The organism is Bifidobacterium sp. N4G05 (assembly GCF_002742445.1).
Classification (GTDB): Bacteria; Actinomycetota; Actinomycetes; order Actinomycetales; family Bifidobacteriaceae; genus Bifidobacterium; species Bifidobacterium hominis.
Genome location: NZ_NJNQ01000005.1, coordinates 50197 through 76209 on the forward strand (window position 1 = coordinate 50197; position 26013 = coordinate 76209).

21 protein-coding genes, 2 tRNA genes and 1 pseudogene are annotated in these 26013 nt (G+C 56.8%); 21 read left to right on the plus strand and 3 right to left on the minus strand.

The genetic code is table 11. From position 1 onward, the window contains the following. Positions 1-230: 230 nt before the first annotated feature. From CE153_RS06225 to bsh, 12 genes are all read left to right on the plus strand, one after another. Positions 231-1184: a magnesium transporter CorA family protein gene (locus CE153_RS06225; protein ID WP_099571817.1), complete on the plus strand. Its 954-nt coding sequence runs from the start codon at positions 231-233 to the stop codon at positions 1182-1184. 20 nt (positions 1185-1204) lie between these two features. After that, positions 1205-2062 (plus strand): transporter substrate-binding domain-containing protein, encoded by an 858-nt coding sequence (locus CE153_RS06230; protein ID WP_099595579.1) that lies wholly within the window; start codon positions 1205-1207, stop codon positions 2060-2062. A gap of 94 nt (positions 2063-2156) precedes the next feature. Continuing rightward, positions 2157-5129 carry a leucine--tRNA ligase gene (gene leuS / locus CE153_RS06235; RefSeq protein ID WP_099595580.1) on the plus strand — a complete coding sequence of 991 codons (2973 nt, stop codon included), beginning with the start codon at positions 2157-2159 and terminating at the stop codon, positions 5127-5129. 165 nt (positions 5130-5294) lie between these two features. Next, positions 5295-6071 (plus strand): ComEA family DNA-binding protein, encoded by a 777-nt coding sequence (locus CE153_RS08860; RefSeq protein ID WP_180753428.1) that lies wholly within the window; start codon positions 5295-5297, stop codon positions 6069-6071. Beyond that, the gene (locus CE153_RS06245; protein WP_099595658.1) at positions 6068-7819 is read left to right on the plus strand and encodes a ComEC/Rec2 family competence protein; all 1752 of its coding nucleotides are present in this window, start codon (positions 6068-6070) and stop codon (positions 7817-7819) included. Before CE153_RS08860 ends, CE153_RS06245 begins: the two co-directional genes overlap by 4 nt. Before the next feature lie 33 nt (positions 7820-7852). Further along, positions 7853-8827: a DNA polymerase III subunit delta gene (holA, locus tag CE153_RS06250; RefSeq protein WP_099595581.1), complete on the plus strand. Its 975-nt coding sequence runs from the start codon at positions 7853-7855 to the stop codon at positions 8825-8827. A gap of 1 nt (position 8828) precedes the next feature. After that, positions 8829-9458 carry a tRNA (adenosine(37)-N6)-threonylcarbamoyltransferase complex ATPase subunit type 1 TsaE gene (gene tsaE / locus CE153_RS06255; RefSeq protein ID WP_099571821.1) on the plus strand — a complete coding sequence of 210 codons (630 nt, stop codon included), beginning with the start codon at positions 8829-8831 and terminating at the stop codon, positions 9456-9458. An 84-nt stretch (positions 9459-9542) separates the two neighbouring features. Next, a complete protein-coding gene (gene tsaB / locus CE153_RS06260; RefSeq protein WP_099595582.1) occupies positions 9543-10352 on the plus strand; it encodes a tRNA (adenosine(37)-N6)-threonylcarbamoyltransferase complex dimerization subunit type 1 TsaB in 810 nt (269 codons plus the stop codon). Between the two features lie 10 nt (positions 10353-10362). After that, positions 10363-10923 (plus strand): ribosomal protein S18-alanine N-acetyltransferase, encoded by a 561-nt coding sequence (gene rimI / locus CE153_RS06265; protein WP_099595583.1) that lies wholly within the window; start codon positions 10363-10365, stop codon positions 10921-10923. A gap of 49 nt (positions 10924-10972) precedes the next feature. Further along, positions 10973-12016: a tRNA (adenosine(37)-N6)-threonylcarbamoyltransferase complex transferase subunit TsaD gene (gene tsaD / locus CE153_RS06270; protein WP_099595584.1), complete on the plus strand. Its 1044-nt coding sequence runs from the start codon at positions 10973-10975 to the stop codon at positions 12014-12016. 117 nt (positions 12017-12133) lie between these two features. Beyond that, positions 12134-12209: transfer RNA gene (locus CE153_RS06275), tRNA-Asn, on the plus strand. Positions 12210-12493: 284 nt separating this feature from the next. After that, entirely contained in the window at positions 12494-13444 is a 951-nt protein-coding gene (gene bsh, locus CE153_RS06280; protein ID WP_099595585.1) for a choloylglycine hydrolase, read from the plus strand. 179 nt (positions 13445-13623) lie between these two features. Here the strand turns inward: bsh and CE153_RS06285 are convergent, their stop codons facing one another. Beyond that, positions 13624-14307 (minus strand): ECF transporter S component, encoded by a 684-nt coding sequence (locus CE153_RS06285; RefSeq protein ID WP_099595586.1) that lies wholly within the window; start codon positions 14305-14307, stop codon positions 13624-13626. 440 nt (positions 14308-14747) lie between these two features. Between CE153_RS06285 and CE153_RS06290 the strand changes: the two genes are divergently transcribed. The 3 genes from CE153_RS06290 to CE153_RS06300 are packed head-to-tail and all read left to right on the plus strand — an operon-like array spanning position 14748 to position 17136. After that, positions 14748-15212 (plus strand): MerR family transcriptional regulator, encoded by a 465-nt coding sequence (locus CE153_RS06290; RefSeq protein WP_072043408.1) that lies wholly within the window; start codon positions 14748-14750, stop codon positions 15210-15212. A gap of 58 nt (positions 15213-15270) precedes the next feature. Beyond that, entirely contained in the window at positions 15271-16317 is a 1047-nt protein-coding gene (locus tag CE153_RS06295; protein ID WP_099595587.1) for a zinc-dependent alcohol dehydrogenase family protein, read from the plus strand. Positions 16318-16368: 51 nt separating this feature from the next. Then, positions 16369-17136, plus strand: a complete 768-nt coding sequence (locus tag CE153_RS06300; RefSeq protein WP_099571829.1) for a carboxymuconolactone decarboxylase family protein — start codon at positions 16369-16371, stop codon at positions 17134-17136. 148 nt (positions 17137-17284) lie between these two features. On the opposite strand, the gene CE153_RS06305 is transcribed toward CE153_RS06300, so the two are convergent. Further along, on the minus strand, positions 17285-18415 hold the full coding sequence (locus CE153_RS06305) for a 5-methyltetrahydropteroyltriglutamate--homocysteine S-methyltransferase (protein WP_099595588.1): 1131 nt from the start codon (positions 18413-18415) through the stop codon (positions 17285-17287). A 137-nt stretch (positions 18416-18552) separates the two neighbouring features. Here CE153_RS06305 and CE153_RS06310 point away from each other — a divergent pair. The 4 genes and pseudogenes from CE153_RS06310 (at position 18553) to CE153_RS06325 (ending at position 22603) form a co-directional block, all read left to right on the plus strand. Then, positions 18553-18983, plus strand: a pseudogene (locus CE153_RS06310) (GtrA family protein). 96 nt (positions 18984-19079) lie between these two features. Next, positions 19080-20108: a cation diffusion facilitator family transporter gene (locus CE153_RS06315; RefSeq protein ID WP_099595589.1), complete on the plus strand. Its 1029-nt coding sequence runs from the start codon at positions 19080-19082 to the stop codon at positions 20106-20108. Positions 20109-20415: 307 nt separating this feature from the next. Continuing rightward, positions 20416-21192, plus strand: coding sequence for a MazG nucleotide pyrophosphohydrolase domain-containing protein (locus CE153_RS06320; RefSeq protein ID WP_099595590.1), 777 nt, complete (start codon positions 20416-20418; stop codon positions 21190-21192). Continuing rightward, positions 21185-22603, plus strand: coding sequence for an aminopeptidase C (locus CE153_RS06325; RefSeq protein ID WP_099595591.1), 1419 nt, complete (start codon positions 21185-21187; stop codon positions 22601-22603). Before CE153_RS06320 ends, CE153_RS06325 begins: the two co-directional genes overlap by 8 nt. A gap of 328 nt (positions 22604-22931) precedes the next feature. On the opposite strand, the gene CE153_RS06330 is transcribed toward CE153_RS06325, so the two are convergent. After that, complete coding sequence (locus tag CE153_RS06330; RefSeq protein WP_099571835.1) at positions 22932-24533, minus strand: ABC-F family ATP-binding cassette domain-containing protein; 1602 nt, start codon at positions 24531-24533, stop codon at positions 22932-22934. Between the two features lie 197 nt (positions 24534-24730). On the opposite strand from CE153_RS06330, the gene CE153_RS06335 reads away from it, so the two are divergent. After that, entirely contained in the window at positions 24731-25141 is a 411-nt protein-coding gene (locus CE153_RS06335; protein WP_374110527.1) for an MGMT family protein, read from the plus strand. A gap of 321 nt (positions 25142-25462) precedes the next feature. Then, positions 25463-25538: transfer RNA gene (locus CE153_RS06340), tRNA-Gly, on the plus strand. Positions 25539-26013: the final 475 nt, after the last annotated feature.

Below are 26013 nucleotides of genomic sequence, written 5' to 3' on the forward strand. Positions count from 1 at the left end.
GGTAACCCACGGTGGGCCATTGCTCACCGTGGGCGCATGCGGCGAACATGAATTCTCGATGAAATCTCCGGCTTGTGGTCGGTTAGCTCCCAAGGTTGGACTATCCTAAATAAGGTTGTTTGCCCGAATGGCCCCTGAGCGGCTGCGAAAAGCTGGTCGCAGTAGGCTATGGGATTCGGGCTGCCGTACAGCGATAGAACGTTGGGAAGCGCGAAAGGCGGGTGAGAAACATGTTGAGAATGTTCAGAACGATTAACGGCCAGGTGGAGCAGATCCAAAAACCCGAAAACGGATCCTGGTTATGCCTTTCGGATCCGACCGATGTGGAGCTCGCCAACGTTTCCATGGAAACCGGCGTCGATCTCGCCGACCTGCGCGCCCCACTTGATGACGAGGAACGGTCCCGTGTGGACGTGGAAGACGATTACACTATGATCATCGTCGACATTCCAACCGTCGAGGAGCGTGGCGGGCGAGACTGGTACGAGACCATCCCGTTGTCGATCATCATCACGCAGTCGGCCATCATCACAGTCTGCATGCAGGACACTCCGGTGCTGCACCCGTTCATGGAAGGCACGATCCGCGGTTTCAACACGTATATGAAAACGCGTTTCATCCTGCAGATACTGTACCGCAACGCCACCATGTATCTGCGGTATCTGCGCATCATCGACCGTGAAAGCGACAAGCTCGAACTCAAGCTGCGCCATTCCATGCAGAATCGTGAGATCCTCATGCTGCTCGAATTGAGCAAGACGTTGGTCTATTTCACCACGTCGCTCAAGTCGAACGAAATCGTGATGGAAAAGCTGACCACGCTGCCGCGCATCAAGCAGTATCCGGAAGACGAGGATCTGCTCGACGACGTCATCACCGAAAACAAGCAGGCTATCGAGATGGCCAACATCTACAGCGGCGTTCTTGCCAACATGACCGACGCGTTCGCGTCGATCGTGTCGAACAATCTGAACAACGTGATGCGCATCTTCACGATCATCTCCATCACGCTGTCGATTCCGACGCTGGTTTTCTCGATGTACGGCATGAACTTCCAGGATGGCGGCATGCTTGGCATGCCGTTGACAGACAAGCCGTGGGGCTTCGCCGTGATCATCGGAATCTCGCTGGTCGTTTCGGCCATCGTCACCTGGTTCCTGACACGTTCACGCATGTTCAAGTAGAAGCGCGTAGAATCGCGCGTATGCAACGTCTGTCACGAAACATTTTCGCGTTGGTATGCGCCGCTTCGGTCGTATTGGGCACGAGTGCGTGCGGCACTTCCATTTCCGTCGTCACCAATGGTCTTGCGCAAGGGCCGACCATTGCGATTGGTGTGGCCGCGGACCAGCCGGGATTGGGTTTTCTGCATGGGGGAGAGTATTCGGGTCTCGATATTTCCGTGGCGCAATATGTGGCGAATGTGCTGGGATTCGCGCAAAAACAGATCGTGTTCAAACAGGTGCTGCCGTCGACGCGTGTCGCGTCGCTTGAAGACGGCACTGTGGACATGGTGGTTGATGCTTTCGCCGCTGATGATGTTCAGGATGGTGAGGTTGAGCTTGCAGGACCGTATCTGACCGTGCATGCGGCATTACTGGTGCGTTCCGACAGTGCGGGAACCATCACCGGAACCGATGATCTTGCCGGGAAAACGGTATGCGTGGCCAAAGGCGGAATGCCCGCCGATAACGTGCGAAATCTTGCGGAGGATGTGACCGTGAGCGAACGCGACACGTATCCGCAGTGCGAGACGGCATTGATGATCGGGCAAGCGGACGCCATTGCGGCCGATGACGCCATAGCGGCTGGCCTCGCATCCAACAGGGGAGGCGGGTACCTTAAGGTCGTGGGCGAAACGTTCGGAGAACGCTCGTATGCGATCGCGGTCAGATCCGGCCAATCCACGCTTGCCAAACAGGTCGACACCGCATTGCGGTCCATGATGGACGACGGCTCGTGGAAGCAGGCCGTAGACGAGATGAAACAGTCGACTGGCTACGTTCCCGACATGTCGATCAACCCTCCCGCGATGACGCTCTCAGCGGCGTCAGAAGGCTGACGACCGTCGCCTTGCGTGACGCTTTGCAAACAGCTTCTTACATAATGATTGGCGCCTTGCGAAGTGTCCAGTTGCGCGGCTAGTTTCATGCATTATGAGTGACATTGAGAAAAGCGCGCAGGCGCAGTCGAACGAACCAGCCGAGCCGTCGTTCCGTTACAATGCGGATCTGGCTCAGGGCATTGAGGGAAAATGGCAGAAGATTTGGGATGACGAAGGCACTTTCTGGGCTGCTAACGTCAACGGCGATCTGAAGGACGGAAAGGGTCGCAACGCCGAAGGGCGCCCGTCGTATTTCGCGATGGACATGTTCCCGTATCCGTCGGGCAAGGGCCTGCATGTGGGTCACCCGTTGGGCTACCTTGCCACCGATGTGGTCAGCCGCTACCACCGTATGAAGGGCGAGAACGTGCTGCACGCCATGGGCTATGACGCCTTCGGCCTGCCGGCCGAGCAGTATGCGGTCCAGACCGGTCAGCATCCGCGCATCACCACCGAGCAGAACATCGCCAACATGCGCCGCCAGCTGCACCGTATGGGACTGAGCTTCGACAACCGTCGTTCCTTTGCCACCATCGACCCGGGCTACGTGCGTTGGACCCAGTGGATCTTCTCCCGCATCTATGATTCCTGGTACGACGAGGATGCCACTAATCCGTCTGGTTCCAAGGGCTGCGCACGCCCGATCAGCACGCTGGTGGAGCAGTTCGAATCCGGCGAGCGTGAGATTCCGGGATTCGCAGGCAAGCAGTGGGGAGACCTGAGCGAAGCCGAGCAGGCCGACGTGCTCAACGACTTCCGTTTGGCCTACATCTCCAAGTCCCCGGTGAACTGGTGCCCGGGCCTGGGCACGGTGCTCGCCAACGAGGAGGTCACCGCCGAAGGCAAGTCCGAACGCGGCAACTTCCCGGTGTTCCAGCGCGAGCTGCGCCAATGGTCCATGCGCATCACCGCATACGGCCACCGTCTGATCGAAGATCTTGATGGCATCGACTGGCCGGAGAAGGTCAAGCTCATGCAGCGCAATTGGATCGGCGAATCCCACGGCGCTTCCGTGCATTTCGAGGTCGAAACCCCGAACGGTGCCAAAGACATGGAGATCTACACCACCCGTCCCGACACCCTGTTCGGCACCACGTTCGCCGTGGTCTCCCCGGAGCATCACCTGCTCGAAGACGTTCCCGCCGAGTGGCCGGCCGAGACTCCGGAAGACTGGAAGGGCGGCTATGCCACTCCGGTCGAGGCAGTGAAGGCCTATCGCTTGGCTGCGGAATCCAAGACCGCCAAGGACCGTGTCGACGAGGCTGGCGAGAAGACCGGCCTGTTCACCGGCCTGTACGCCACCAACCCAATCACCGGAGCCAAGCTGCCGCTGTTCACCGCGGATTACGTGCTCATGGACTACGGCACCGGCGCCATCATGGCCGTGCCTGGCGGCGACCAGCGCGATTACGATTTCGCGGTCAAGTTCGGCCTGCCGGTCATCTACACCGTGCAGCCGCTGGCCGAATCCGGCGACGATCTGGCCAACTATGAAGGCAAGGCGCCGTTCGTCTCCCACGACGGCATTGTCATCAACTCCTCCGTGGATGCCACCCACGCCAAGGGCGACGCGTTGAGTCTCAACGGCCTGCGCGTGGACGAGGCCATCGACAAGGTGAACGCATGGCTGGAAGAGGCCGGTGTCGGCAAGGGCACGGTCAGCTACCGTCTGCGCGACTGGCTGTTCAGCCGCCAGCGTTATTGGGGCGAACCGTTCCCGATCGTCTACGGCGAGGATGGCACTCCGCACCTGCTGCCGGACGACCAGCTGCCGATCAACCTGCCAGACGTGCCGGACTACAGTCCGAAGACCTTCGATCCGGAAGACGCCGAATCCAATCCTGAAGCTCCGCTGAGCCGCAATGAGGATTGGGTGAAGGTCGAACTCGACTTGGGCGACGGCAAGAAGACCTACTATCGCGACACCAACACCATGCCGAACTGGGCCGGCTCCTGCTGGTACTACATGCGCTACCTCGACCCGACCGATACCGAACACATGGTCGAGAAGAGCGAGTTCGACTATTGGATGGGACCGAACCACAATGAAACCGCCGGCAAGTCCGGCGGCGTGGACCTGTACATCGGTGGTGTGGAACATGCCGTGTTGCACTTGCTGTACTCCCGTTTCTGGCACAAGGTGCTGTTCGACCTCGGTTTCGTCGATTCCGCGGAACCGTTCCACAAGCTGTTCAACCAGGGCATGATCCAGGCGTACGCCTACACCGATGACCGCGGCCAGTATGTCCCGGCCGCCGAAGTGGTGGAAGGCCCGGCCGATGCCAACGGCGAGCCAACCTTCACTTGGAACGGCGAACACGCCAACCGTGAGTTCGGCAAGATGGGCAAGAGCCTGAAGAACATCATCACGCCGGACGACATGTACGCGAACTATGGTGCCGACACTTTCCGTCTGTACGAGATGGGTATGGGCCCGCTGGCCGAATCCCGCCCGTGGAACACGCGCAACGTGGTCGGATCCATGCGTTTCCTGCAGCGCCTGTGGCGCAACGTCGTCGACGAGAACACCGGCGAAGTGCGCGTCACCGATGGCGAACTCGACACGAAGACGCTGAAGCTGTTGAACAACACGATCGCCGACGTGACCGTGGAAATGGAAGCGATGCGTCCGAACACGGCCATCGCCAAGCTCATCGTGCTCAACAACCATTTGACCAGCCTCGACGAGGTGCCGCGCGCAGCCGTCGAACCGCTGATCCTGATGCTTTCCCCGATCGCCCCGCACATCTGCGAGGAACTGTGGAACAAGCTCGGACACGGCGAGTCGCTGGCACACGCCGAATGGCCGAAGGCTGATGAACGCTATGTCGGACAGGACACCGTCACCGCGGTCGTGCAGATCAAGGGCAAGGTTCGTGCCAAGCTTGAGGTTTCGCCCGACATCGATCCGAAGGAACTTGAGAAGATGGCGTTGGAAGCCGTCGCCGACCGTTTGGGCGGCAAGGAACCGCGCAAGGTCATCGTCAAGGCTCCGAAGATCGTGTCCATCGTTCCCGCGGAATGATATTTCGAAAACTTTCGGAACCAACGGCCGCTGACAAGGTTTCCAACAGGATGTGAACCGTTCCCGCAGAAAACGACACGCCGAATATGTGGATAACTTGCATCCTCCGACCACAGGGGCCGTTTCGACTGGACAGCATGCCCATGCATCCTCCAATTTGGATGCATGGGCATTACTATTACCCCGCCAAACAGGCGGAACAGGCAGGCCGAGATCACATCGCCGGCCACGCGGCGGCTGCGTGGACTTGGCATGCCCGAAACGCATGAAAGGAACGCGCGCGGGCAAAACATTCGCAGCGAACATGTCCCTCCCGCAATCCCTGAAGCATCTGTGGCAATCGCGGCAACTGCAACGCCTGAAATATCCCGTGAACAAACGTCGGAGCCTGCGAAACCCTCATTGCGGGATCTGGCCGGAGTCAAACCTGCCGACACGCCGACGGAACAGGACGGGCCCAAACGTGATCGTCCACGACTCGTCTTTCAGCCAATCCACGCGGTCATCGCCATATTCACCCTGTCGTGCGCACTGTGTGCAAGTCTGACCATGCTTGTGCAACAGGCCATCCACTACAGCGCACTCCAACAGACGCAGATCACGCAATCCAAACAATCTCAGGCGAACGGAACCACGAAAGACGGGACGTCATCCGCGGCAACAACACCAAACCAGCAGCCTTCCATGGAACAGAACGGCCAGAACAAGCAAACATCCGAACCAACGGAACCTTCCGATCCGGCTGACGGTCTGTTGAATATCAACACCGCCGGATCCAACGAACTACAAACCTTGAAAGGCGTAGGCCCGGTGACCGCGCAGCGCATCATCGACTACCGCAATCAGATCGGCCGTTTCGACAATGTCGATCAATTGTTGGAAGTCAAAGGCATCGGCGAGAAAACGCTGGCGAAATTCCGAGACCAAGTGTGCGCACGATGAGAGGAAACACGTTCGAATGGCGGAATAGGGAGCAGGGGAGCAGGGATTGGCGTCTGCTGCCAGCCACCCTGTGCGGGTGGGCGGCGAGTCTGACCATGCATGCGGGATTCGACTACTGCGTCGAACAGGAAGGCAAACTCGGCATGATTCCGCTCGTTTTAGTGTTGTCTGTGCCATTGCTGGCATTATTGGGATTGTTGGGATTGCCGTTCATGCGGTCTCCTATCCTGCGCCTGCCGGTTGGCGTGCGGCGGGCGGTCGCGGCACGGCATTTCAGCATTATCGTATGCGTGGTCGCGGCGATGGCATGCGCGTCTTCCGCGTTGGCCTACGACGTATTGCAATGGAGGGATGCGGCCTCGTACGCGGCCAGAAACGGCGAAAGCGACGTTATTGCACTGGTACGCACGACATCCCCCGCAGTGAATTCGAACAGACGTACGAACGATTGCCAGATCGATGCGACACTTTCGACGATCACGGCAAGCCAGGTCACGCAACCAAGCATGATGCGGGTGCGCGTCTATGCGGACCGGCCGGACTGCGGCACACTCAAACAAGGCGGCGAATACCGGATGCGGGGCACGCTCGCCATATCGCAATACGGTACCATGCCGCTATGGCTGACGGACATCGCCTCCGTGGAACGCATACGGGCACCCAATCCCGCATTGCGCGTCATCGACATGATGCAGCAGGCGTTTTTCGAACAGACGTCACGGCTTTCCGACCAAGGAAAAGTACTTGTTCCCGGACTGACATTAGGCATTCTCGGACAGGATTACATTCCACCAGACAGCGGCAATGGCAAGACTGGCACGGGCATTGATTCCACATACGCCAATCTGCTTGAAGACGCCTTCCAACGTTCGGGCATACTGCATCTGATGGCGGTCAGCGGCGGGCATCTCGCGGTTATCGCCACTCTGATACGTACCACCTGTTCGTTTTTCCTATTGCCGAGACGCGTCACGGCCATCGCCATCGGCATGTCATACATCATGCTGTCGATGTGCGTGTTCCCCTCCGATTCGGTGTCACGAGCCCTGCTGATGGGTTTGGCCGGAGCGGGCTTCCTGTTCCTCGGGCGAAGAACACAGGCTTTGACCGCCCTCAACTGGACCACTTTGGGCATGCTCATGGTCAATCCGCACATGTCACGCAGTTTCGGATTCGCACTATCATGCGCGGCCGTGCTCGGCATCGTACTGTTCGCAGGGCCGTTAAGCGCATGGCTCACGCCGATCATGCCGGCGTTCATCGCACAGACCATGGCCATGACCATAGCCGCGCAATTGTTCACCCTGCCGATCCAAGTGCTCATCGAACCGGAACTGCCCGTCTACTCCATTCCGGCCAATCTGGTCGTCGCACCCTTCGTGGGCTTTTCCACACTTGCTGGACTCGCCAGCCTCGCCATCTCATGGATACTGCCAAACATGGGATCCATGTTCGCCAACCTGGCGTCCTGGGGTACCGCCGTCATGGAACTCATGGCCCTCAACCTCGGATCGGGAGAGCAAGCCACCATTCCATGGACCGGAGGCGCGGGCGGCGCTCTGCTGATCATCCTCGTCGAAGCCGTCGGATACATGGTCGCACGACTCGCCGGCACACTCTTCTTCCGCATCGCAACACCAGAACCAAACCTGCCAGGCCGACGACTCATACACAATCCCGTCGAACGCGTGAAAGCATGGGGCGAACGAACCCACAACACGCTCAAAACCATGAAATGGAACAAATGAATCTTGTCCACCGATACAGCGAGATTGAATACTATGCCGAAACCATCCGCAGCGACCTTCCACCTCATCTATGGAGGCGACCCGTACCTCAACGAGCAAGCCGTACGCGACCTGCGCCACCAAGCGCAACGCAAACATCCCGACGCGGAAACCATCGAACTCGATGCAACCAACGCCGACCATTACGCCTTCGACGAAGCGGTAAGCCCATCACTGCTCTCCGAACAGTCAATCGTCATCGTATCCAACCTGCAAAACGCCGACGACAAACTCGGCGAAACCATGGTCTCCTACTGCAAGCAAGCCGTCAACAATCCAACCGAAACCAGCATCGTCATCTGCCAGCATGAAGGCGGCATCAAAGGCAAACGACTCATCGACCAACTCACCAAAGCCGGAGCCGTCAAAGAAACCGTTGCAGACCTCAAAAAAGCCGAAGCGAAACTCAACTTCACCATACAATGCTTCGAGCGACGCAACCGACGCATCGAACCCATGGCCGCACAACAACTCGTAGCCGTACTCGGCGACAAAACCGGCGAACTCGCAGCCATGGCAAGCCAACTCTGCTTCGACTTCGACGACAATCCCATAACATTGGAACGCGTCAACCAATACCTCACCGCCAACCCCCAAGTAGACGGCTTCCGCGTGGCAGACCTCGCACTCTCCGGGCGGACAGCCGACGCCATCATCGCCATGCGCGCCTCGGTCGAACAAGGCACCGCGCCAATCGCACTCATCGGAGCGCTCGCCATGAAACTACGCACCATGGCCAAGGCGTCAGCCGTACGCTCCGGCACCATCAGCGAGGCGGAAGCGAAAACCAATTCATGGGTGCTGAAAAACGCCACCAGGCAGCTTCCCGGATGGACATCCGACGGCATGAGCCGATGCATCCAAATGCTCGCATGGGCCGACGAACAAAGCAAAACCAACGGATCGGACCCGGTCTACGCGCTGGAACGATCCATCGAACTGATCAGCAACAAAGGACGAACCAACTAACATGAGCGAGGCCACCACCAGCATCACCAACGCAACCAGCGACACCACCAAAACCGTCACCATTGAAGCGGCAACCGGCGAAGCCATGCGCGAACTCGGCAAACACGTCGCACGCCTCACCCGCGGAGGAGACATCATACTCCTCTCCGGGCCACTCGGCGCAGGAAAAACCACCTTCGCACAAGGCTTCGGCGCAGGACTCAACATCAGCGAACCCATCGTCTCACCAACCTTCACCATCGCGCGCGAACTCGAAGGCCAATTCCCCAACGGCAACTCCGCCCACCTCATACACGTCGACGCCTACCGACTCGGCGGCAACGCCTACGCCCCAGGCCAAAACGCCGTCGAACGACTACTCGACGAACTCGAATCACTCGGACTCGACGAAGAACTCGAAGACCCCAGCGACAACACCATCATCCTCATGGAATGGGGCGAACAAATGGCTGCCGCACTCGCACCGGAACGCCTCGAAATCCACATCGACCGGCCACTCAACACCGACGGCACAGACACAACGACCAATACGGCCAGCAACGAACTCACCAGCAACGGCGTACGCACCGTAACCTTCATTCCCGTCGGCAAATCCTGGCAAACCTTCAACATCACACGCAACATCCGCTAAAATCCGCTAAAACACAGCCAGCAACCACGATTCCAGCATCGGTTGTACAGTAGTTCCCAGCTTGGCATAAGGAGTTTCCACAAAATGCAGACACTGGTGATCGACACTTCATACGGCTCAACCGTCGGCATGGTCGGACACGACCCCATCATCGAAACCGACTCACGCACCCACGTCGAAAAACTACAGGCGAACATCGCCGCAACCGTGGAACAAGCCGGCCTCACACCGAAAAACATCGACCGCATCATCGTCGGCATCGGACCAGCACCCTTCACCGGACTACGCGCAGGAATCGTCGCAGCCAAAGCGCTCGCCTTCGCCACCGGTGCGCAGCTTATCGGGCAGAATGTGCTTTCCCCGCAGGTGCTTGTGCGCGACGCGGAGCGTGACGGCCGCCATCATCTGACGCTCGCCGTGAACGATGCGCGACGCAAGCAGCTGTATTTCACATTGCTGGACGGCAACGGCTATGAGGTCGGCGGCAGCGCAGGCGAAGACCGTGACGCAAACGTTGAAAGCGGCTATGTGAAAACCCTGATCGACATGGATATCGACTATCCCGAATCGATCGCAAGACGTGTCAACGAGGTAGTGGAACAGCTTCGCCAGTCAGATACAAACGTGGAATATGTGGTCGATGTCATCGGCCATGGAGCGGCGAAATACGCGCAATCGTGGGCAAGTCTTCCCGAAGGCGGCATGGTGAGCGACCATGCGCTGCTCGACGAGGGCACGTCTGGACTGGAACGTTTCGCGGCCTTCGCCACTTCGCAACAGGCTTTGGCGAATCCGGAGCCGATCGAACCGTTGTATCTGCGCAGGCCGGACGTGTCGGTGCCGAACCCGTTGAAGCATGTGCTCAACCATGCCGGTGCGGAACGTACGGAGTGACGGCAGGCCCATGATCGTTGACCATACGAATATCGACGAGGAAATCGTTGTGCCGCAGATGGCCGCTCTGGAAGCGGACCTGTTCGGCAGGGGAGCGTGGAGCGAGCAGTCAATCCGTCAGGAATTCCACGCGCCGGCACGCACGTATCTGTTCGATATTAATGATTTCGGTATTGTGGATTGCGCTGCAGCAGACGGGCCAGTTGTCGATGAATCGGCTGCGGCCGATACTGCCGAAAAACAGCCTGTCGTGCGCGGCTATGCCGGTTTCTGGTATGACGGTGATGATGCGGAAATCATGACGATCGGCGTCGGCAAGCAGTTCCAACGGCGGGGAATCGCGGCTTCATTGATGGAAGCGTTGATTGCGCGGGCGCGCGAGCAGGGGGCGCAACGCATGTTGCTTGAAGTGCGCGTCGACAATATTCCGGCCTTGGCACTGTATGAACGGTTCGGTTTTGCCAGAATGGGCTTGCGCAAACGCTACTACCAGCCCGAAGGCATCGACGCATACACCATGAGCCTTGATCTTGAGCCGAGGATCGTCGGCTTCGCAGCAGCGGAACAATAAAACAGAACAACCAAACGGAACAGCAAGCAAAGCAGCAAACGGAGTAGCAATGAGCGAACCAATCGTACTCGGCATCGAATCCACCTGCGACGAGACCGCGGCCGCGGTAGTGCAGGGGCGCACCCTGATCTCCAACGTCGTCGCGTCCTCCATGGATGAACACGCACGTTACGGGGGTGTGATTCCTGAAATCGCGTCACGCGCCCACGCCGAAGCGTTCGTGCCATGCGTTTCCAAGGCGTTGGCTGACGCGAACATGATATTGTCTGACGTCGATGCGATCGCCGTGTCCGCGGGTCCCGGCCTTGCTGGCTGCCTCGCCGTTGGCGTGTCCGGTGCGAAATCGCTTGCCTGGGCGGCGAACAAGCCGATTTACGGCATCAACCATGTGATTGGGCATATCGCAGTCACACAACTGCAGTTCGGTCCGTTCCCCAAAGACACGCTCGCGTTGATCGTTTCCGGCGGGCACACGTCTCTGCTGCATGTCGAGGATGTCGCACGCCATATCGACGTGGTCGGCACAACGCTTGATGATGCGGCCGGCGAATGCTTCGACAAGGTCGCCCGCCTGCTGGGCTTCCCATATCCGGGCGGTCCTCATATCGACCGTCATGCGCAATTGGGTGATCCGCACGCCATCAAGGTGCCGCAAGGACTCACCCAAGGCAAAGCGGGCCAGCAGCATCCGTACGATTTCAGCTTCTCCGGCGTGAAGACGGCCGTCGCGCGTTGGATCGAGGAACAGCAGGCGCAAGGCAATGAGATTCCCGTGGATGACGTGTGCGCGTCATTGGCGGATTCCGTGGCGACCGTGCTCGCCAAGAAGGCGATGCGCGGCTGTGAGCAGTACGATTCGAAGACGTTGATTGTGGGAGGCGGCTTCTCCGCGAATTCGCAGCTTCGCGCCAAACTGTTGGAGGTTGGAGCGGAATATGGTGTCGAGGTACGCGTGCCGCAGCTTAAACTGTGCACCGACAATGGCGCCATGGTGGCCATGCTGGGAGTCAATCTGGTAGAGGCTGGAGTGGCCCCGTCAAGCCCTGATTTCGCAATCGATTCGGCTATGCCATTAACGAAGATCTCCATGTGAGATTGGGCTGAAGGCATCGAATGGAAACGTTTTGCAAGCCGAAACACGCATGTGACACGCTGAAGATTTGCAATCCACAAGTTTTGGTGTAACATTTTTGTCTTGTGCACAGCGCATTCCTGCGTAGCTCAGTTGGCAGAGCATCCGACTGTTAATCGGACGGTCACTGGTTCAAGCCCAGTCGCAGGAGCCATTTGAAAGCCCTTGGAAACCAAGGGCTTTTGTCATATTCATCGTCATATTCGAGGAATCAACGAAGATGCCGAGGTTCTCGGCTTATAGGAACTTTTGGCCAATAACCCGGATATTGCGGCAGGCACGTTTTACACGAAATTCATGATTGAGGAGAACGATACTATGGATGAGGTAGCCAAAGCAGGTTCTTCCACGAGCAAAACTTAAGATTTTCCCAGCAAGCGGCGTTTACCATGAACACGCAAGCAAGAAAACCACGGCAAATCATGGAAGGGAGTCCATATGTGCACTGGTGTTCGTTTCTCCGACGATGAGGGAAACATGTATTTCGGCCGTAATCTCGACTGGAGCTTCTCCTACGGCGAGACCATTCTGGTCACTCCGCGAGGCTACCAGTACGACTATGTCTATGGGGCCGAAGGCAAGAACGAACCGAATGCGGTGATCGGCGTGGGCGTGGTCTTGGCCGACCGCCCCATGTATTTCGACTGCGCCAACGAGCATGGCCTGGCCATTGCCGGACTGAACTTCCCCGGATACGCCTCCTTTGTGCACGAGCCGGTCGAAGGAACCGAAAACGTCGCTACCTTCGAATTCCCGCTGTGGGTGGCGCGCAATTTCGACAGTGTCGACGAAGTCGAAGAAGCGTTGAAGAACGTGACGCTCGTTTCGCAGGTCGTGCCCGGCCAGCAGGAATCCCTGCTGCACTGGTTCATTGGTGACGGTACCCGAAGCATCGTCATCGAGCAGATGTCTGACGGCATGCACGTTCATCATGACGATGTGGACGTGCTCACCAACCAGCCGACCTTCGACTTCCATATGGAAAACCTGCGCAACTACATGTGCGTGAGCAACGAAATGGCGGAACCGACCACTTGGGGCAAGGCGGAACTGAGCGCATGGGGTGCCGGCGTGAGCATGCATGGCATTCCCGGTGACGTGAGTTCGCCGTCGCGTTTCGTACGCGTCGCCTACACCAACACGCACTATCCACAGCAGAACAATGAGTCCGCCAATGTGTCTCGTCTGTTCCACACGCTGGCTTCCGTACAGATGGCTGACGGCATGTCCAAGATGGGCAACGGCCAGTTCGAGCGTACGCTGTTCACCAGCGGTTATTCCGGAAAGACCAACACGTATTACATGAACACGTATGAGGATCCGGCGATCCGCTCGTTTGCCATGTCCGACTTCGACATGGATTCGAGCGAGCTGATCACCGCCGATTGATTCCGGGAATTTCGAGTTCGAAGATTCCAGTTCCGAAGATTCCGCAGTGATAGCACTGCGGACAGTATAAAAGGGCACAACGTCGCAACCGGCGTTGTGCCCTTTTGATCAGTAAAACTAATGAGATTTATTTGGAAAAATAATTTAAAAATGGTCGAGGAATGCTTTCAAACGTGCTTTCAGACGTTTTCCTCGTTATGTTCCTTACGCGAGGAAGCGAATCGCGACAGAACACCTGACTTGCGTAAAGCGCAATACATTCCCCAGGAGCCGAAACCGGCGAATGCCACCGCGCTGAGCAGCTCGCAAATGGTGCCGATGATGCCTCGCGGGCTGAAGAACGAGAATGCCTGATAGTAGAAGAACAGCAGATAGAAGTTGTAGACGATTCCAACCGACAAAGCAGACAGAATGGTGACGCCGAGCGTCCAACGACGGTAGCGGAACAACGCAAATACCGCTTCCGCGGCTGCCGCCTGCACCAACGCGATCACAATCAGGCTCACGTTGTATTTCGTGCCGAGCACCACCTCGACGAACGATGCGACTAAAAGCACATAGGCCGAAGCTCCCGGCTTGCGCACGATCAGGGAACCCAGCGTGGCGGGGAAGTAGAACAAAGCATGAAGCAGCGCCGCCGAACCAGGAAGAATCAAAGTCAGCAACGGAAAAAGACCATACGAGAGGCCGTCGAACACCCAGAACATCACTCCCGACATCACGCCTACTGCCGCGCCGACCACGATATCGACCACACGCCACGTGAGGGTCTTGCGTGTTCCTTGGGTTGTTTTCAAAGACTGCCTTACCTGCTTCGACAGCTTCGCGTCCGTATTATGAATTTCAGAGAATGGCTTCGCCATAATGATAATGAATCCTTGCGTTGGTCGATGCCGCGCACCGTGAGTCGGAGATCGCGGCAGTCGCCGTGGGCCGTTCCTCGACCTGCGCGGCTCGGGCAGGAACGACGAAAGGCATTATACGACATGCTGCTTGCCGAACATGCATCATGGATCTCCCTGTGTTCAAAATACCGTTACAAGTACGCCAAATCCAGGCGTACGGCCCAGTCCAGCACACCTGATCCGCACGATTTCATTAAACTCAGCAGCATAAGAGCTTCTTGTCGTGAGACGGCAGTCGGCCAAAACATCATGGTCCTATGTTCCTTGCGATGAACACGTCAGTTACTCTTTGCAGACGCAACTTAGCTAATTTCTAGGATTACAGGTTCTTTTGCTATCCGATAGCATGCGACACGCCAAGTAGACTTCAAGCACTTTAAGTTTTTACAGTGCAGGGTATGAGTACCACAACATGGCATACGATTCGTGAGGCATCCATGATTTCCGGACTTCCCGAATCCACTTTGCGCTACTACGAGCAGATCGGCATCATTGCCCCGATCGCACGTGACCCAAGTTCTGGCCATCGTGCCTACACCGACGAAGACATTCAATCGTTGGTTACTATTTCCTGCTTGTCTGCGACTGGCATGCCGCTTGATGCCATGCGCGAGTATCTGAAAAACCGTTTCGACGGAACCGAAGGTGCGCGCAGGCAAATGGCGCTACTGGACGCGCAGGCGTTGCGTTTGGCCGCAAAAGCCGAAAGCATCCGCATGCAGCAAGCCTATGTTTCCCTCAAAACATTGTATTGGCGTGCCGTGGCGGAAGGCCATGACGACGAAGCGCAACGACTTCTGGAAGAAAACCACGATGTCATCGAAACAGTGAAAAAACAGATTCGTAGCAAGGCTGACGCATAAGTCGAGGCGTCATCGCAGACGTTACCTTAATTCAATTCGTACAACAAAGGAGCAACTCATGAAGGCAGCGATCTTCAAGGGAGTCAAGCAGATGGCATGTGAGGAACATGTCGAACCGACCATCATCGATGGGGGAGACGCCATCATCCGCGTGGTACGCGCATGCGTATGCGGATCCGACCTGTGGTTCTACCGCGACGGCAGCAAGGAACCCAACACCCAGGCCGGTCATGAAGCCATCGGCGTGGTCGAGCAGGTCGGCGATGATGTGACCGTGGCCAAGCCGGGCGATTTCGTGATCGTGCCGTTCCCATTCAGCTGCGGCAAGTGCCCGGTATGCAAGGCCGGCTTCGAATCCAGCTGCCCCCATGGCGGATATTTCGGCGATGAGGGACTGGGCTGTCAGGCGGAATACCTGCGCGTGCCAGAAGCTAATGGCACGCTGGTGGTCGTTCCGGGCGACGCGAAGAGCTTCTCCGACGACATGCTCGCATCGCTGCTCACCCTCTCTGACGTGATGTCGACCGGTTATCATGCGGCCGCTTCCGCCGAAATCAAGCTGGGGGACACCGCGGTCGTGTTCGGCGACGGTGCGGTCGGCCTGTGCGGCGTGCTGTCCGCCAAGCTGATGGGCGCCACGCGCATCATTTCCATGAGCCGCCATGCTGACCGCCAGCGTATCGCACGCGAATTCGGCGCCACCGATTTCGTGGAGGAACGTGGCGACGAGGCCGTGGACAAGGTGCTGGGAATGACCGACGGCTACGGTGCCGACGCAGTGCTTGAATGCGTGGGATCCGCGCTGTCGAACGACACCGCCATGAAGGTGGCGCGAGCAGGCGCAGTGGTCGGCCGCGTCGGCCTGCCGCACGGTGTGGAAGCCGACATTCCGGGACTGTTCTACCGCAACGTCGGTCTGCGCGGCGGTCCGGCACCAGTGCGCACGTACGATATGCATCGACTGCTCAAGGAAGTGCTCGACGGCAACATCAATCCGGGCATCGTCTACACCTCCGAATACACGCTCGACGATATTCAGGAAGCGTACGCGGCCATGGACGAGCGCCGAACCGTAAAGTCGCTGCTGCGCATCGGCGAAGTCTGAGCAACATGCCGACGATAGAATAAGCGCAAATCAAACGAAAGGAAGCAAGTCTTGTTCGAAGAGCTGCATAAACGGATGAATTCGTTTTGGAATAATGACAGGACGTTGTCACAAACCGATCCGGAATTCATCGAATTCTTCTCGAATTTCGCTTATGACGAAGTGGTGAACGAACCGGGAGCGAACCATCCTGATCTGGATGACAAAACCCGTTCTCTGGCCATCCTCGCCGTGCTGGTAGGAGTTCAGGGACTGGACGCTTTCGAAATGATGCTGCCGGTGGCCTACGAAACTGGACTGTCCTCCATCGCCATCAAGGAAATGGTGTATCAGGCGACCGCCTACTGCGGTTTCGGCAAAACCCTGCCGTTCCTGAAGAAGCTCAACAACTTCCTCGGCGCGGCCAACGTGCATCTACCACTCGAATCGCAAGGCACCACCACGCCGGAAACACGCGCCAAGGCGGGCGAAGACAAGCAGATCGAACTCTTCGGCGAGCATATGCGTGGATTCGCGCAATCCGGCCCCGAAGAGACACAACACATCAACAAGTGGCTTGCCGACAACTGCTTCGGTGACTATTACACGCGCGGAGGATTGAACAATCGCGAACGCGAGATAATCACGTTGTGCTTCCTTGCCGCGCAGGGCGGTTGCGAGCCGCAGCTGACGTCTCATGCGAAGGCCAATATGGGCATCGGCAATGAGAAGGCTTTTCTGATTGCCGTCATTTCGCAGTGCATGCCGTATATCGGGTATCCGCGTACGCTGAATGCGATTCGTTGCATTAATGATGCCGCGAATCAGATGCAGGGCTGATTGCAGTAAGGTTTTACATCAACCGATGCCTGGATAGCTTGCTTCGATCCTTGCTTGATGCTCGCTCCGATATGGAAGGGACCGTTTGCCAGTCATGATTAGATTGGCAAACGGTCCCTCTATGTATATTGCTACTCGTGTGCGGGCGTCACTCGCCCCACACATCCTTGGCGATGGACTGTACGAGCGCGATCTTAGCCCACTGCTGTTCCTCGGTGAGCTTGTTGCCTTCCTCAGTGGAGGCGAAACCGCACTGGGTGGACAGGCACAGACGGTCGAGCGGCACATACTGGGCCGCTTCGGCAATGCGGGCCTTGATCGTTTCCGGATCTTCAAGTTCCGGCTTTTTGGAGGTAATCAGGCCGAGCACGACCTGCTTGTCGCCGGAAACCTTGGCGAGCGGTTCGAAGTCACCGGAACGGTCGTCATCGAACTCCAAGTAGTAGGCGGCGACGTTTTCCTTGCCGAAAAGCACGTCGGCCACAGTGGCGTATCCGCCGGCGGAAGCCCACGTGGAGTGGTAATTGCCACGGCAGTCGTGCGTGGTGATTACCAGATCCTCCGGCAGATCCTCGATGGCGGCATTGTTCATGGCGGCATACTGTTCCTGCATGGCGGCGAACTCGTCGGCGGTGTAATGCTGGTTGAAGTTCGGATCACAGAACATGCCCCACGTGCAGTCGTCCAGCTGAACGTTGCGGCAACCGGCCTCATACAGCGCCATGATCAGACCATGGAAGGCCTTGGCGGTGTCATCGGCAAGCTCGTCGTAATCCTTCTGGGTGTCGCCGTAGAACTCGTGCACGGAAGCGATGTTTTCCGGGCGGAACAGCTCCGCATACAGCTGTGCCGGGGCCGGAACGGTCTGGCGTGAGACGACAGTGTCGTCTTCGAACTGCTTGATGAACTTGAAATGCTCGATGAACGGGTGATTCTGGTCGAACGCGATCTTGCCAGTCAGGCGTGCGGATTCGGCGCGGGTCTCCTCATCGTGGAAGAAATAGCCTTTGTCCATCGACACCTTTTCCACGCCGGCGAAGCCCCACATACAGTCGAGATGCCACCAGCCACGACGGAACTCACCGTCGGTGATGACATGCAGGCCGGCAGCCTTCTGCTTGGCGACCAGTTCGATAATGGCCTTATCTTCCACGGCCTTGAGGGCGGCCTTGTCAATCTTGCCTGCTGCGAAATCGGCGCGGGCCTTCTTGAGCTCTGCCGGACGTAGGTATGAGCCGACCACGTCGGCGCGGAACGGCGCGTTCTGGGAATACGTCATTGGATGCTCCTTTTGCTGACAGTTAAAAATACCTAACGAAGATTAGTCAGTTTCCCGAAGCAATGCATCAAAAAGACGAGAATGTGAGACGGGACGTTATAGTGTTCTCCATCAAATCAAAGCAAGAGGTTATATGTATGGGCGGCATCAAACGGAATGAGGCAAACGGGCCAGACGAATCGACGGTACGGGGCAAAACGAAAAAGCCGAAAACCTTAGGCAAGTATCTGCTGGTTTCCGCAACGCAAACCATTGTGGAATTCGGATCGTTCATCCTATTGCATCTGCTACCGTGCCGTCTTCTGTCGCGAACGGCGTGGCCATCACGCTATCGGCTTCGTATAACTTTCTGATGAACCGCAATGTCACGTTCAAATCGTCCAGCAATTTCGGACGCAGTGTGGCATTGTTCATTCTGCTGTGGATTTGGAATTACTTGTTTGGTTCCACCATGCTGGCATGGCTGCCTTCCGCATTCGGATGGAACGCGGTGTTGGTGAAGTTCATGACCATGGCATGCCAGTTCGCATGGGGATATCCGCTGTGCAAGAAAGTGATTTTCCGCTGAATCTGCGAACGTATCAATCCCAATGGCACCCTATGGCAACGCCCTATGTATGATTGAACATGTCTTGTATTAACCCCAGAAAGAAATGGAAAGGCAATGAACGAATCGCAAGATTCCAACGACAGTAGCGCGAACAATACGAACGACATTCGTCAACAAGAGGCAGAGCATCAAGGAGCGGCCGTAAAAGCGGCACTTGGAGCCAATATCGGCGTGGCCATCGCCAAACTCGCCGCGGCGTTCTTCACCGGATCGTCCGCAATGCTTTCCGAATCGGTGCATTCCATCGCCGACTGCTCCAACGAAATCGTGCTCATGGCAGGCGGGCGTTTCTCCAAGCACAAAACGGACGGTGATCACCCGTTCGGCCTGTATCGCGCTAAATATCTCGCTTCGTTCGTAGTGGCGACGCTACTGTTCTTCGTCGGCGGTTTCTTCTCCACTTCCGAGGCGGTGAAGAAACTGTTCGCCATTGCCGAAAATCCCGCTTTGCGTGACGTCAACCAGATGGAACTGCTGGTGGCGTTCATCGTGGTGGTTGTCAGCGCTTGTCTGGAAGGCTACGGCCTGTATCAAAGCATCAAGGAAGCCAACGAGCGTATGGAGCGCACGGGTGTGGCCCATATGGGTGTGTTCCGTTTCTGGAGGCGCACCAAGTCAGCGGAGCTCGCGTCCGTCATCATGGAAGATACGCTTGCTCTGATCGGTTTGGCATTCGCAGGGGCGGGCATCGGTCTTGCGATTCTGCTCGATAATGAGATATTTGATGCGCTCGGCGGTTTGATGGTTGGTCTTGTGTTGATTACTGGATCGCTGCTGCTGATGTTCAAATCGGGTTCGTTGCTGATTGGCGAGGCCGTCGATTCGGATACTCGAAAGAAGATTGAGCAGGCCGTTATTTCGACGTCTGGTGTGGAGCGGTTGCTGAATATGCAGACCGTGCACATGTCCGAAGACGATATTTTGTTGTGCGTCAAAGTGCAGACCAGCAAGCTCGACCGCGACTACGACGTTGAAACCGTGAACAAGATCGAACGAAGCGTGCGTGCCGCACTGCCATGGTTCCGTTTCGAAATCTACGTAGAGCCCGACCTTTACCGCACCGACCACAAAATCGTTTCGTAGCGGCGTGCAATGTGCCTACGGTCATGAACCGTAGAGGGTGAAACGACGATACGGGCTTTTCATGAGGAGCTGGCATTCCGACGAATTCGGAGTGCCAGCTCCTCCTTTTCGCACGCTTTCTTATTAGGTGTCTCCTTGAGCTTGTGCGCACGTATCTTCTCCGGCATCCGATCCGTGGCCTGTCGTTGGGCTCCTCGGCGACCGCATCGAGGCGACCGTGAACGTACCGATTCCTCCACCGACTGGAGGAATCTGCCCGCTGTCGGCTGCAGCTGCATGGTCGGCACATGCGAGAACAATCGGTGGCATGACTGAAGCTGCACATGATGATTACCAGTTGCCCGAAGGATTCGAGCATTGTTCGAAACTTGACCCTGTACGCGATGCACCTAGCGCGTTAGACCGTGTCAAGCAAGTCGTACGCATTCTGCACGAACCAGGCGGATGCCCTTGGGACGGCGAACAGACCAATACAAGCCTGCTTAAACCACTGTTGGAAGAAACCTACGAATACATCGACGCCGTGGAAACGAACGATCGAGACAATATGCGCGAGGAGCTCGGCGACATGCTGCTACAATCCGTCTTCCAAGCGCAAGTATGTGCCGTGGATGCGCAGGATCCGTTCAATATCGATGAAGTGTGCAATCGTCTCGTCAACAAGCTCATCACCCGCCATCCGCACGTCTTCCAAACAGACGATGCTGCCGACGATTCCGTACCGGCACCGGAAAGCGCACAAGATACGCTGAAACTGTGGGAAGCGATGAAGCAGAAAGAGAAGCATCGCAAGTCCGTGCTCGAAGGCATCTCCCACGCACAAGGCGCACTGCCACGTGCCACGAAAATCGTATCGAGAGTGCACAAATCGCAGTATCGTGACCAGCTCGAAACCGCATTCAATCCAAACGCAGGACGGACGGGCGAACAGCATGATGTCAGTCATCCTTATGCCGACGAAATCATCGCCATCATACGCAAGGCGCAACGCGACGGCGTGGACGTGGAATCCGACCTGCGTTGCCGTTTACGCGGCATAGAATCCGAAATCAAACACATCGAAAGGACCATAAACCATGAGTGATGTCAAAGCACTCGACCCAGCGCTGCTCAAACAGTATTCCGTGGACTTCAACGCTGACCGAGCCAATCTGGTGGCCGCCAATGCGGCAGTATCGTCCGGCGTACTTGCCGCAGCTACCGACTACAAGGGCGAGCGCGTACTGCAGAATGATTTCTCCATTGAACTGAAGCAGGGGAGTATCACCAATCAGCGTAGTTCGGGGCGTTGTTGGATGTTTGCGGCGCTTAATACGTTGCGTTATGAGTTGATGCATCGTTGGAATTTGGAGGACTTCGAGTTTTCGGAAACCTACCTATTTTTCTGGGATGCGATGGAGAAGTCGAACACGTATTTGGAGAATGTGCTTGCCACGTTGGATGAGCCGTTGGATAGTCGTGTGTTCGAGGCGATTAATTATGGTCCGGCCGATGATGGTGGTTGGTGGCAGATGTTCGCCGATTTGGTGAACAAGTATGGTTTGGTGCCGAAGAGCGCTTATCCGGAGTCGGCTAATTCGAGGAATTCGGATGCGTTCAAGCAGTATTTGAATACGAAGCTGCGTGAGTTCGCGTCCGATTTGCGTGATCGTCATACGGCTGGAACGTCGCTGGATGAATTGCGTGCGTTGAAGAATGAGGATATGGCCACGGTGTATCGCATGTGTGCGATCGCGCTGGGGGAGCCTCCGGAGCGTTTTGATTTTCTTGCGCGTATGAGCGATGACAAGGATGATGCCAAGAAGAAAACCGCGGGGGATGGTTCGTCTGAAAAGGCTGCGAAGACCGGTAAGGATGAGCGTCCGCAGATTCGTGAGTTCGGCATCACTCCGATGGAGTTTTACAAGAAGTACGTGCCGGTGGACGTGAACGATCTGGTTACGTTGTGCAATGTGCCGGTGGAAAGCCGTCCGTTTGGCAAGCGGTATCGTATTCGTTTTTCAGCCAATGTGGCTGAGGCGGGTGATATGGAGTTCGTGAACGTGCCTCTTGACGTGTTCAAGAAGGCTGCCGTGGACCAGATCAGTGGTGGTCATCCGATTTGGTTCGCTTGTGATTGCATGCAGTTTTCGCTGCGTGGCGATGGCTTCTTTGATTGCGATACCGTGCGCGTTGACCAGCTTTTCGGTACGGAATTCACGTTCGACAAGGCTAGGGGGTTGGAGTATGGCGATTGCCCAAGCAATCATGCCATGACTTTGACCGGCGTGAATTTAGATGAGGATGGTCGCCCGAATCGTTGGAAGGTGGAGAACAGTTGGGGTAAGGATAATGGTCAGGATGGCTATTATGTGGCGTCCGATGCTTGGTTCGACCGTTATGTTACCGAACTGATCATTCGCAAAGAGTATCTTGACGAGGCCACGCGCGAAATACTGGACGATCAGCCGGTTGAGCTTGAACCTTGGGAGCCGCTCACCAATCGAAGCCGATGAAGGCTTGTGCACAGGTCGCGTCCCTCTGGCCTGTTCCACACGTTGCCTTCGCAAGAGGAGCGCGGAGGCTAGGGGATGCGTGGCGAAATCCGAAAATGATTCAGACGATTGGCATGGCGACTTCCAGACAAACAAATCGGCTCAAGCCGACAATTGGCAATCAACATGCGATTCATGAGTCGGGACCGCTTGCAAGCCATGGATTGTTCGCAGGTCCCAAGGCAAGTTTGTGGATCGTCGAATACTTGTGAAGCGCATGCGAAAAGAAAATGCCGGACGTTTCTCGCGTCCGGCATTTTCAATCCCAATAAAACTCGAATTACTCGGTTTACTCTTCGGCGACCAGTTCCAGATAGGAGTCGTTCCATAGGTCTTCGTCGCCGTCAGGCATGAGCAGCACACGTTCAGGGTTCAATGCCTGCACTGCACCCTCATCGTGGGTGACGAGCACAATGGCGCCTTCATACTTGGCGATGGCCTTGAGGATCTCATCGCGTGAAGCCGGATCAAGATTGTTGGTCGGTTCGTCAAGCAGCAGCACGTTCGCACGGCTCGTCACCAATGTCGCCAACGCCAAGCGGGTCTTTTCACCACCGGAAAGCACACGGGCCGGCTTCAACGCATCATCGCCCGAAAACAGGAACGAGCCAAGAATCGAACGCGCCTGCGTATCGTTCAGTTCCGGGGCCACGTGAATGAGGTTTTCGAGCACCGTGGCGTTCAAATCAAGCGTGTCATGTTCCTGTGCAAAATAGCCGATCTTACAGCCGTGACCGTAATCCACGGAACCGGTGTCCGGCTCTTCCAAATGCGCGAGCAGACGAAGGGTGGTGGTCTTACCAGCACCGTTGTATCCCAAAATCACCACACGCGAACCCTTATCAATGGCCAAGTTCACGCCGGCGAACACGATGTTCGAACCGTACGCTTTCGAAACGTCCTTCGCCATGATCGGCGTGCGACCGCACGGAGCCGGCTCCGGGAACCGAATATCCGCCACTTTCTCCTGCTTTTGTGCCTCGGATGTGTTCTCGAGAAGTTTCTCCGCACGACGCATCATGTTCTGCGCGGCCACGGCCTTGGTTGCCTTCGCATGCAAGCGGATACCCTGCTGCATGAGGCGTTCCGCCTTCTTCTCTGCCACTTCACGTTCGCGACGGCGACGTTCCTCGTCCACAGCACGCTGGTGCAGGTAGGCTTTCCAACCGAGGGAATACATGTCGATCTGGCCGAGCTGCGCGTCCAGATGCCAGACCTTGTTGACCACTTCGTCGAGCAGTTCGGTGGAGTGGGAGATGACCAGGAATCCACCCTCGTATTTCTTCAGGTAGCCGCGCAACCATTCGATGGAGTCGGCGTCCAAATGGTTGGTCGGCTCGTCGAGGATCAGCGTGTCCGCGTCGGAGAACAGGATGCGGGCCAGTTCGATACGACGACGCTGGCCGCCGGAAAGCGTGCCCAATTGCTGGCCCATGACTTCCTGCGGCAGACCGAGGCTTGCGGCCATCGCGGTCGCCTCGGATTGCGCCGCATAGCCTCCGGCCTTTTCGAAATCCTGCATGGCCTTGTCGTAACGGTTCATCGCGCGGGTCATGACGTCCGGATCCGGATCGGTCATCTCCTTTTCGGCCTTGCGGATACGACTGATGATCGATGCGATGTCTCGCGCGCTCATCATGCGGTCGAGCGCGGTCTGTTCCGGATCGGCGGCATGCGTGTCCTGTGGCAGATAGCCGAGCTTGCCCGATACACGCACTTTGCCGGCGGTGGGCAGCATGTCGCCGGTGATCACGCGGGTGAGCGTGGTCTTGCCGGCACCGTTACGTCCGACCAGACCGATCTTGTCGCCCTTGGCGACGTGGAAATTCGTGGGATGCAGCAACGTGCGCGCGCCGATCTGAATCTCAAGCTCCTGCGCTTCAATTGCCATGCCTCAACACCTCTGCACTTTCGTTACTGTCGTTCCAAACTGGCCGTGCCGCACATAACGGCCTGCCCATCGTTTTCATAAAGCCAAACGCCAATCGAACATCATACCGAACGCCCGCAACCATAAATGACCGGAACGTTCATCATGCCTCTTCCATCATGAAAAACAAGACCATAATGGGCATAGTAAGGTCAGTCATGGTGGATTTATTGACCAGGAAAGGGGCGATGATGGAGAAAGGGCTGTTCAATAAGCGTGTTTATGAGGTGGTGCGGCGCATTCCAAAGGGCAAAGTCGCCACCTATGGGCAGGTTGCGGTTTTGGCTGGAGCGCCGCGCAACGCGCGTTTCGTCGGCTATGCCCTGCATTCGAACCCTGAACCGGGCGTGATTCCGTGTCATCGTGTGGTGTTTCGAGACGGTTCGTTGGCACCCGGATTCGCGTTCGGCGGTCCGGAAAGACAGCGGCTTCTGCTCGAAGAGGAAGGCGTTGCCTTCATACTCCCGAAAGGCATGTCCGAACTCAGCGAGTCGGGCGAGATGAAAGACTCGAACGCCGGGGCTTCCGGACTGCGCGTCGATCTCGCCCGTTGCCTGTGGGACGCCTAGTCGCCTTCGATCCGCGTCAACAGCTTATGTTCGGCTTTCCCCAACGCCATCTGCCTTATCCGCCGCGGTTGGATAATGGGTGTCTGCCATAACGCGAAGAACGATGGGGCGCAGATGGCGGAACGGCAAGGCATTCGGCAGCAGGACGCACTGGGGGACAAGGTCGGTCGGAACGCCGGCCGCATCGTTGGCGCCGGCTCCTCGGACCATGACGCAATATCGGCTTTATCGTTGGAAAATAGCGCGACACGCCGTAATTTGCAGAGTTGGCATGCTTCATGTATATTTTCTACTCGTTGCCCACCACGGTGGAAAACACTTGCGGACATAGCTTAGTTGGTAAAGCGCAACCTTGCCAAGGTTGAGACCGCGGGTTCGAGTCCCGTTGTCCGCTCCATCAAAAAGCTTCCGAAAGGAAGCTTTTTTCATACCCTGGTAAAGACCGCGGGATTGCAGAGCCAAGTATCCGGCCAACGGATCGCACGTCCCGAATCCGAGCCGGATCCTTCTTCGCTGAAAAAACGTTTGACCACAATGTGAACGTTCTCTTGAAAAGGGACAATCCATGCGGGAAACTTGAAGCGGTTCCGCCCAGCAGGCAACGATGCCGGGGGAGAGCGGAACGGACGGAGGTAAAAACAAATGAATGAGAACAGCGACATTATTTTCGTGCCGGACGATTCCGCCAGCCACGAGTGGACGGAACGGGACAGCGAACTAGTGGAGGAGTACGCGGCCCAGCTCATGAGCATGAGCATCTAGCCTGAAACTGGACGGAGGTAGGTTTCCCTCTTTCGTAGACATGGAAAAGACGTCGCATTCGTACTGTAAATGCGGCGTCTTTTTCATGTTTTCGTTTACAATGAAAACTT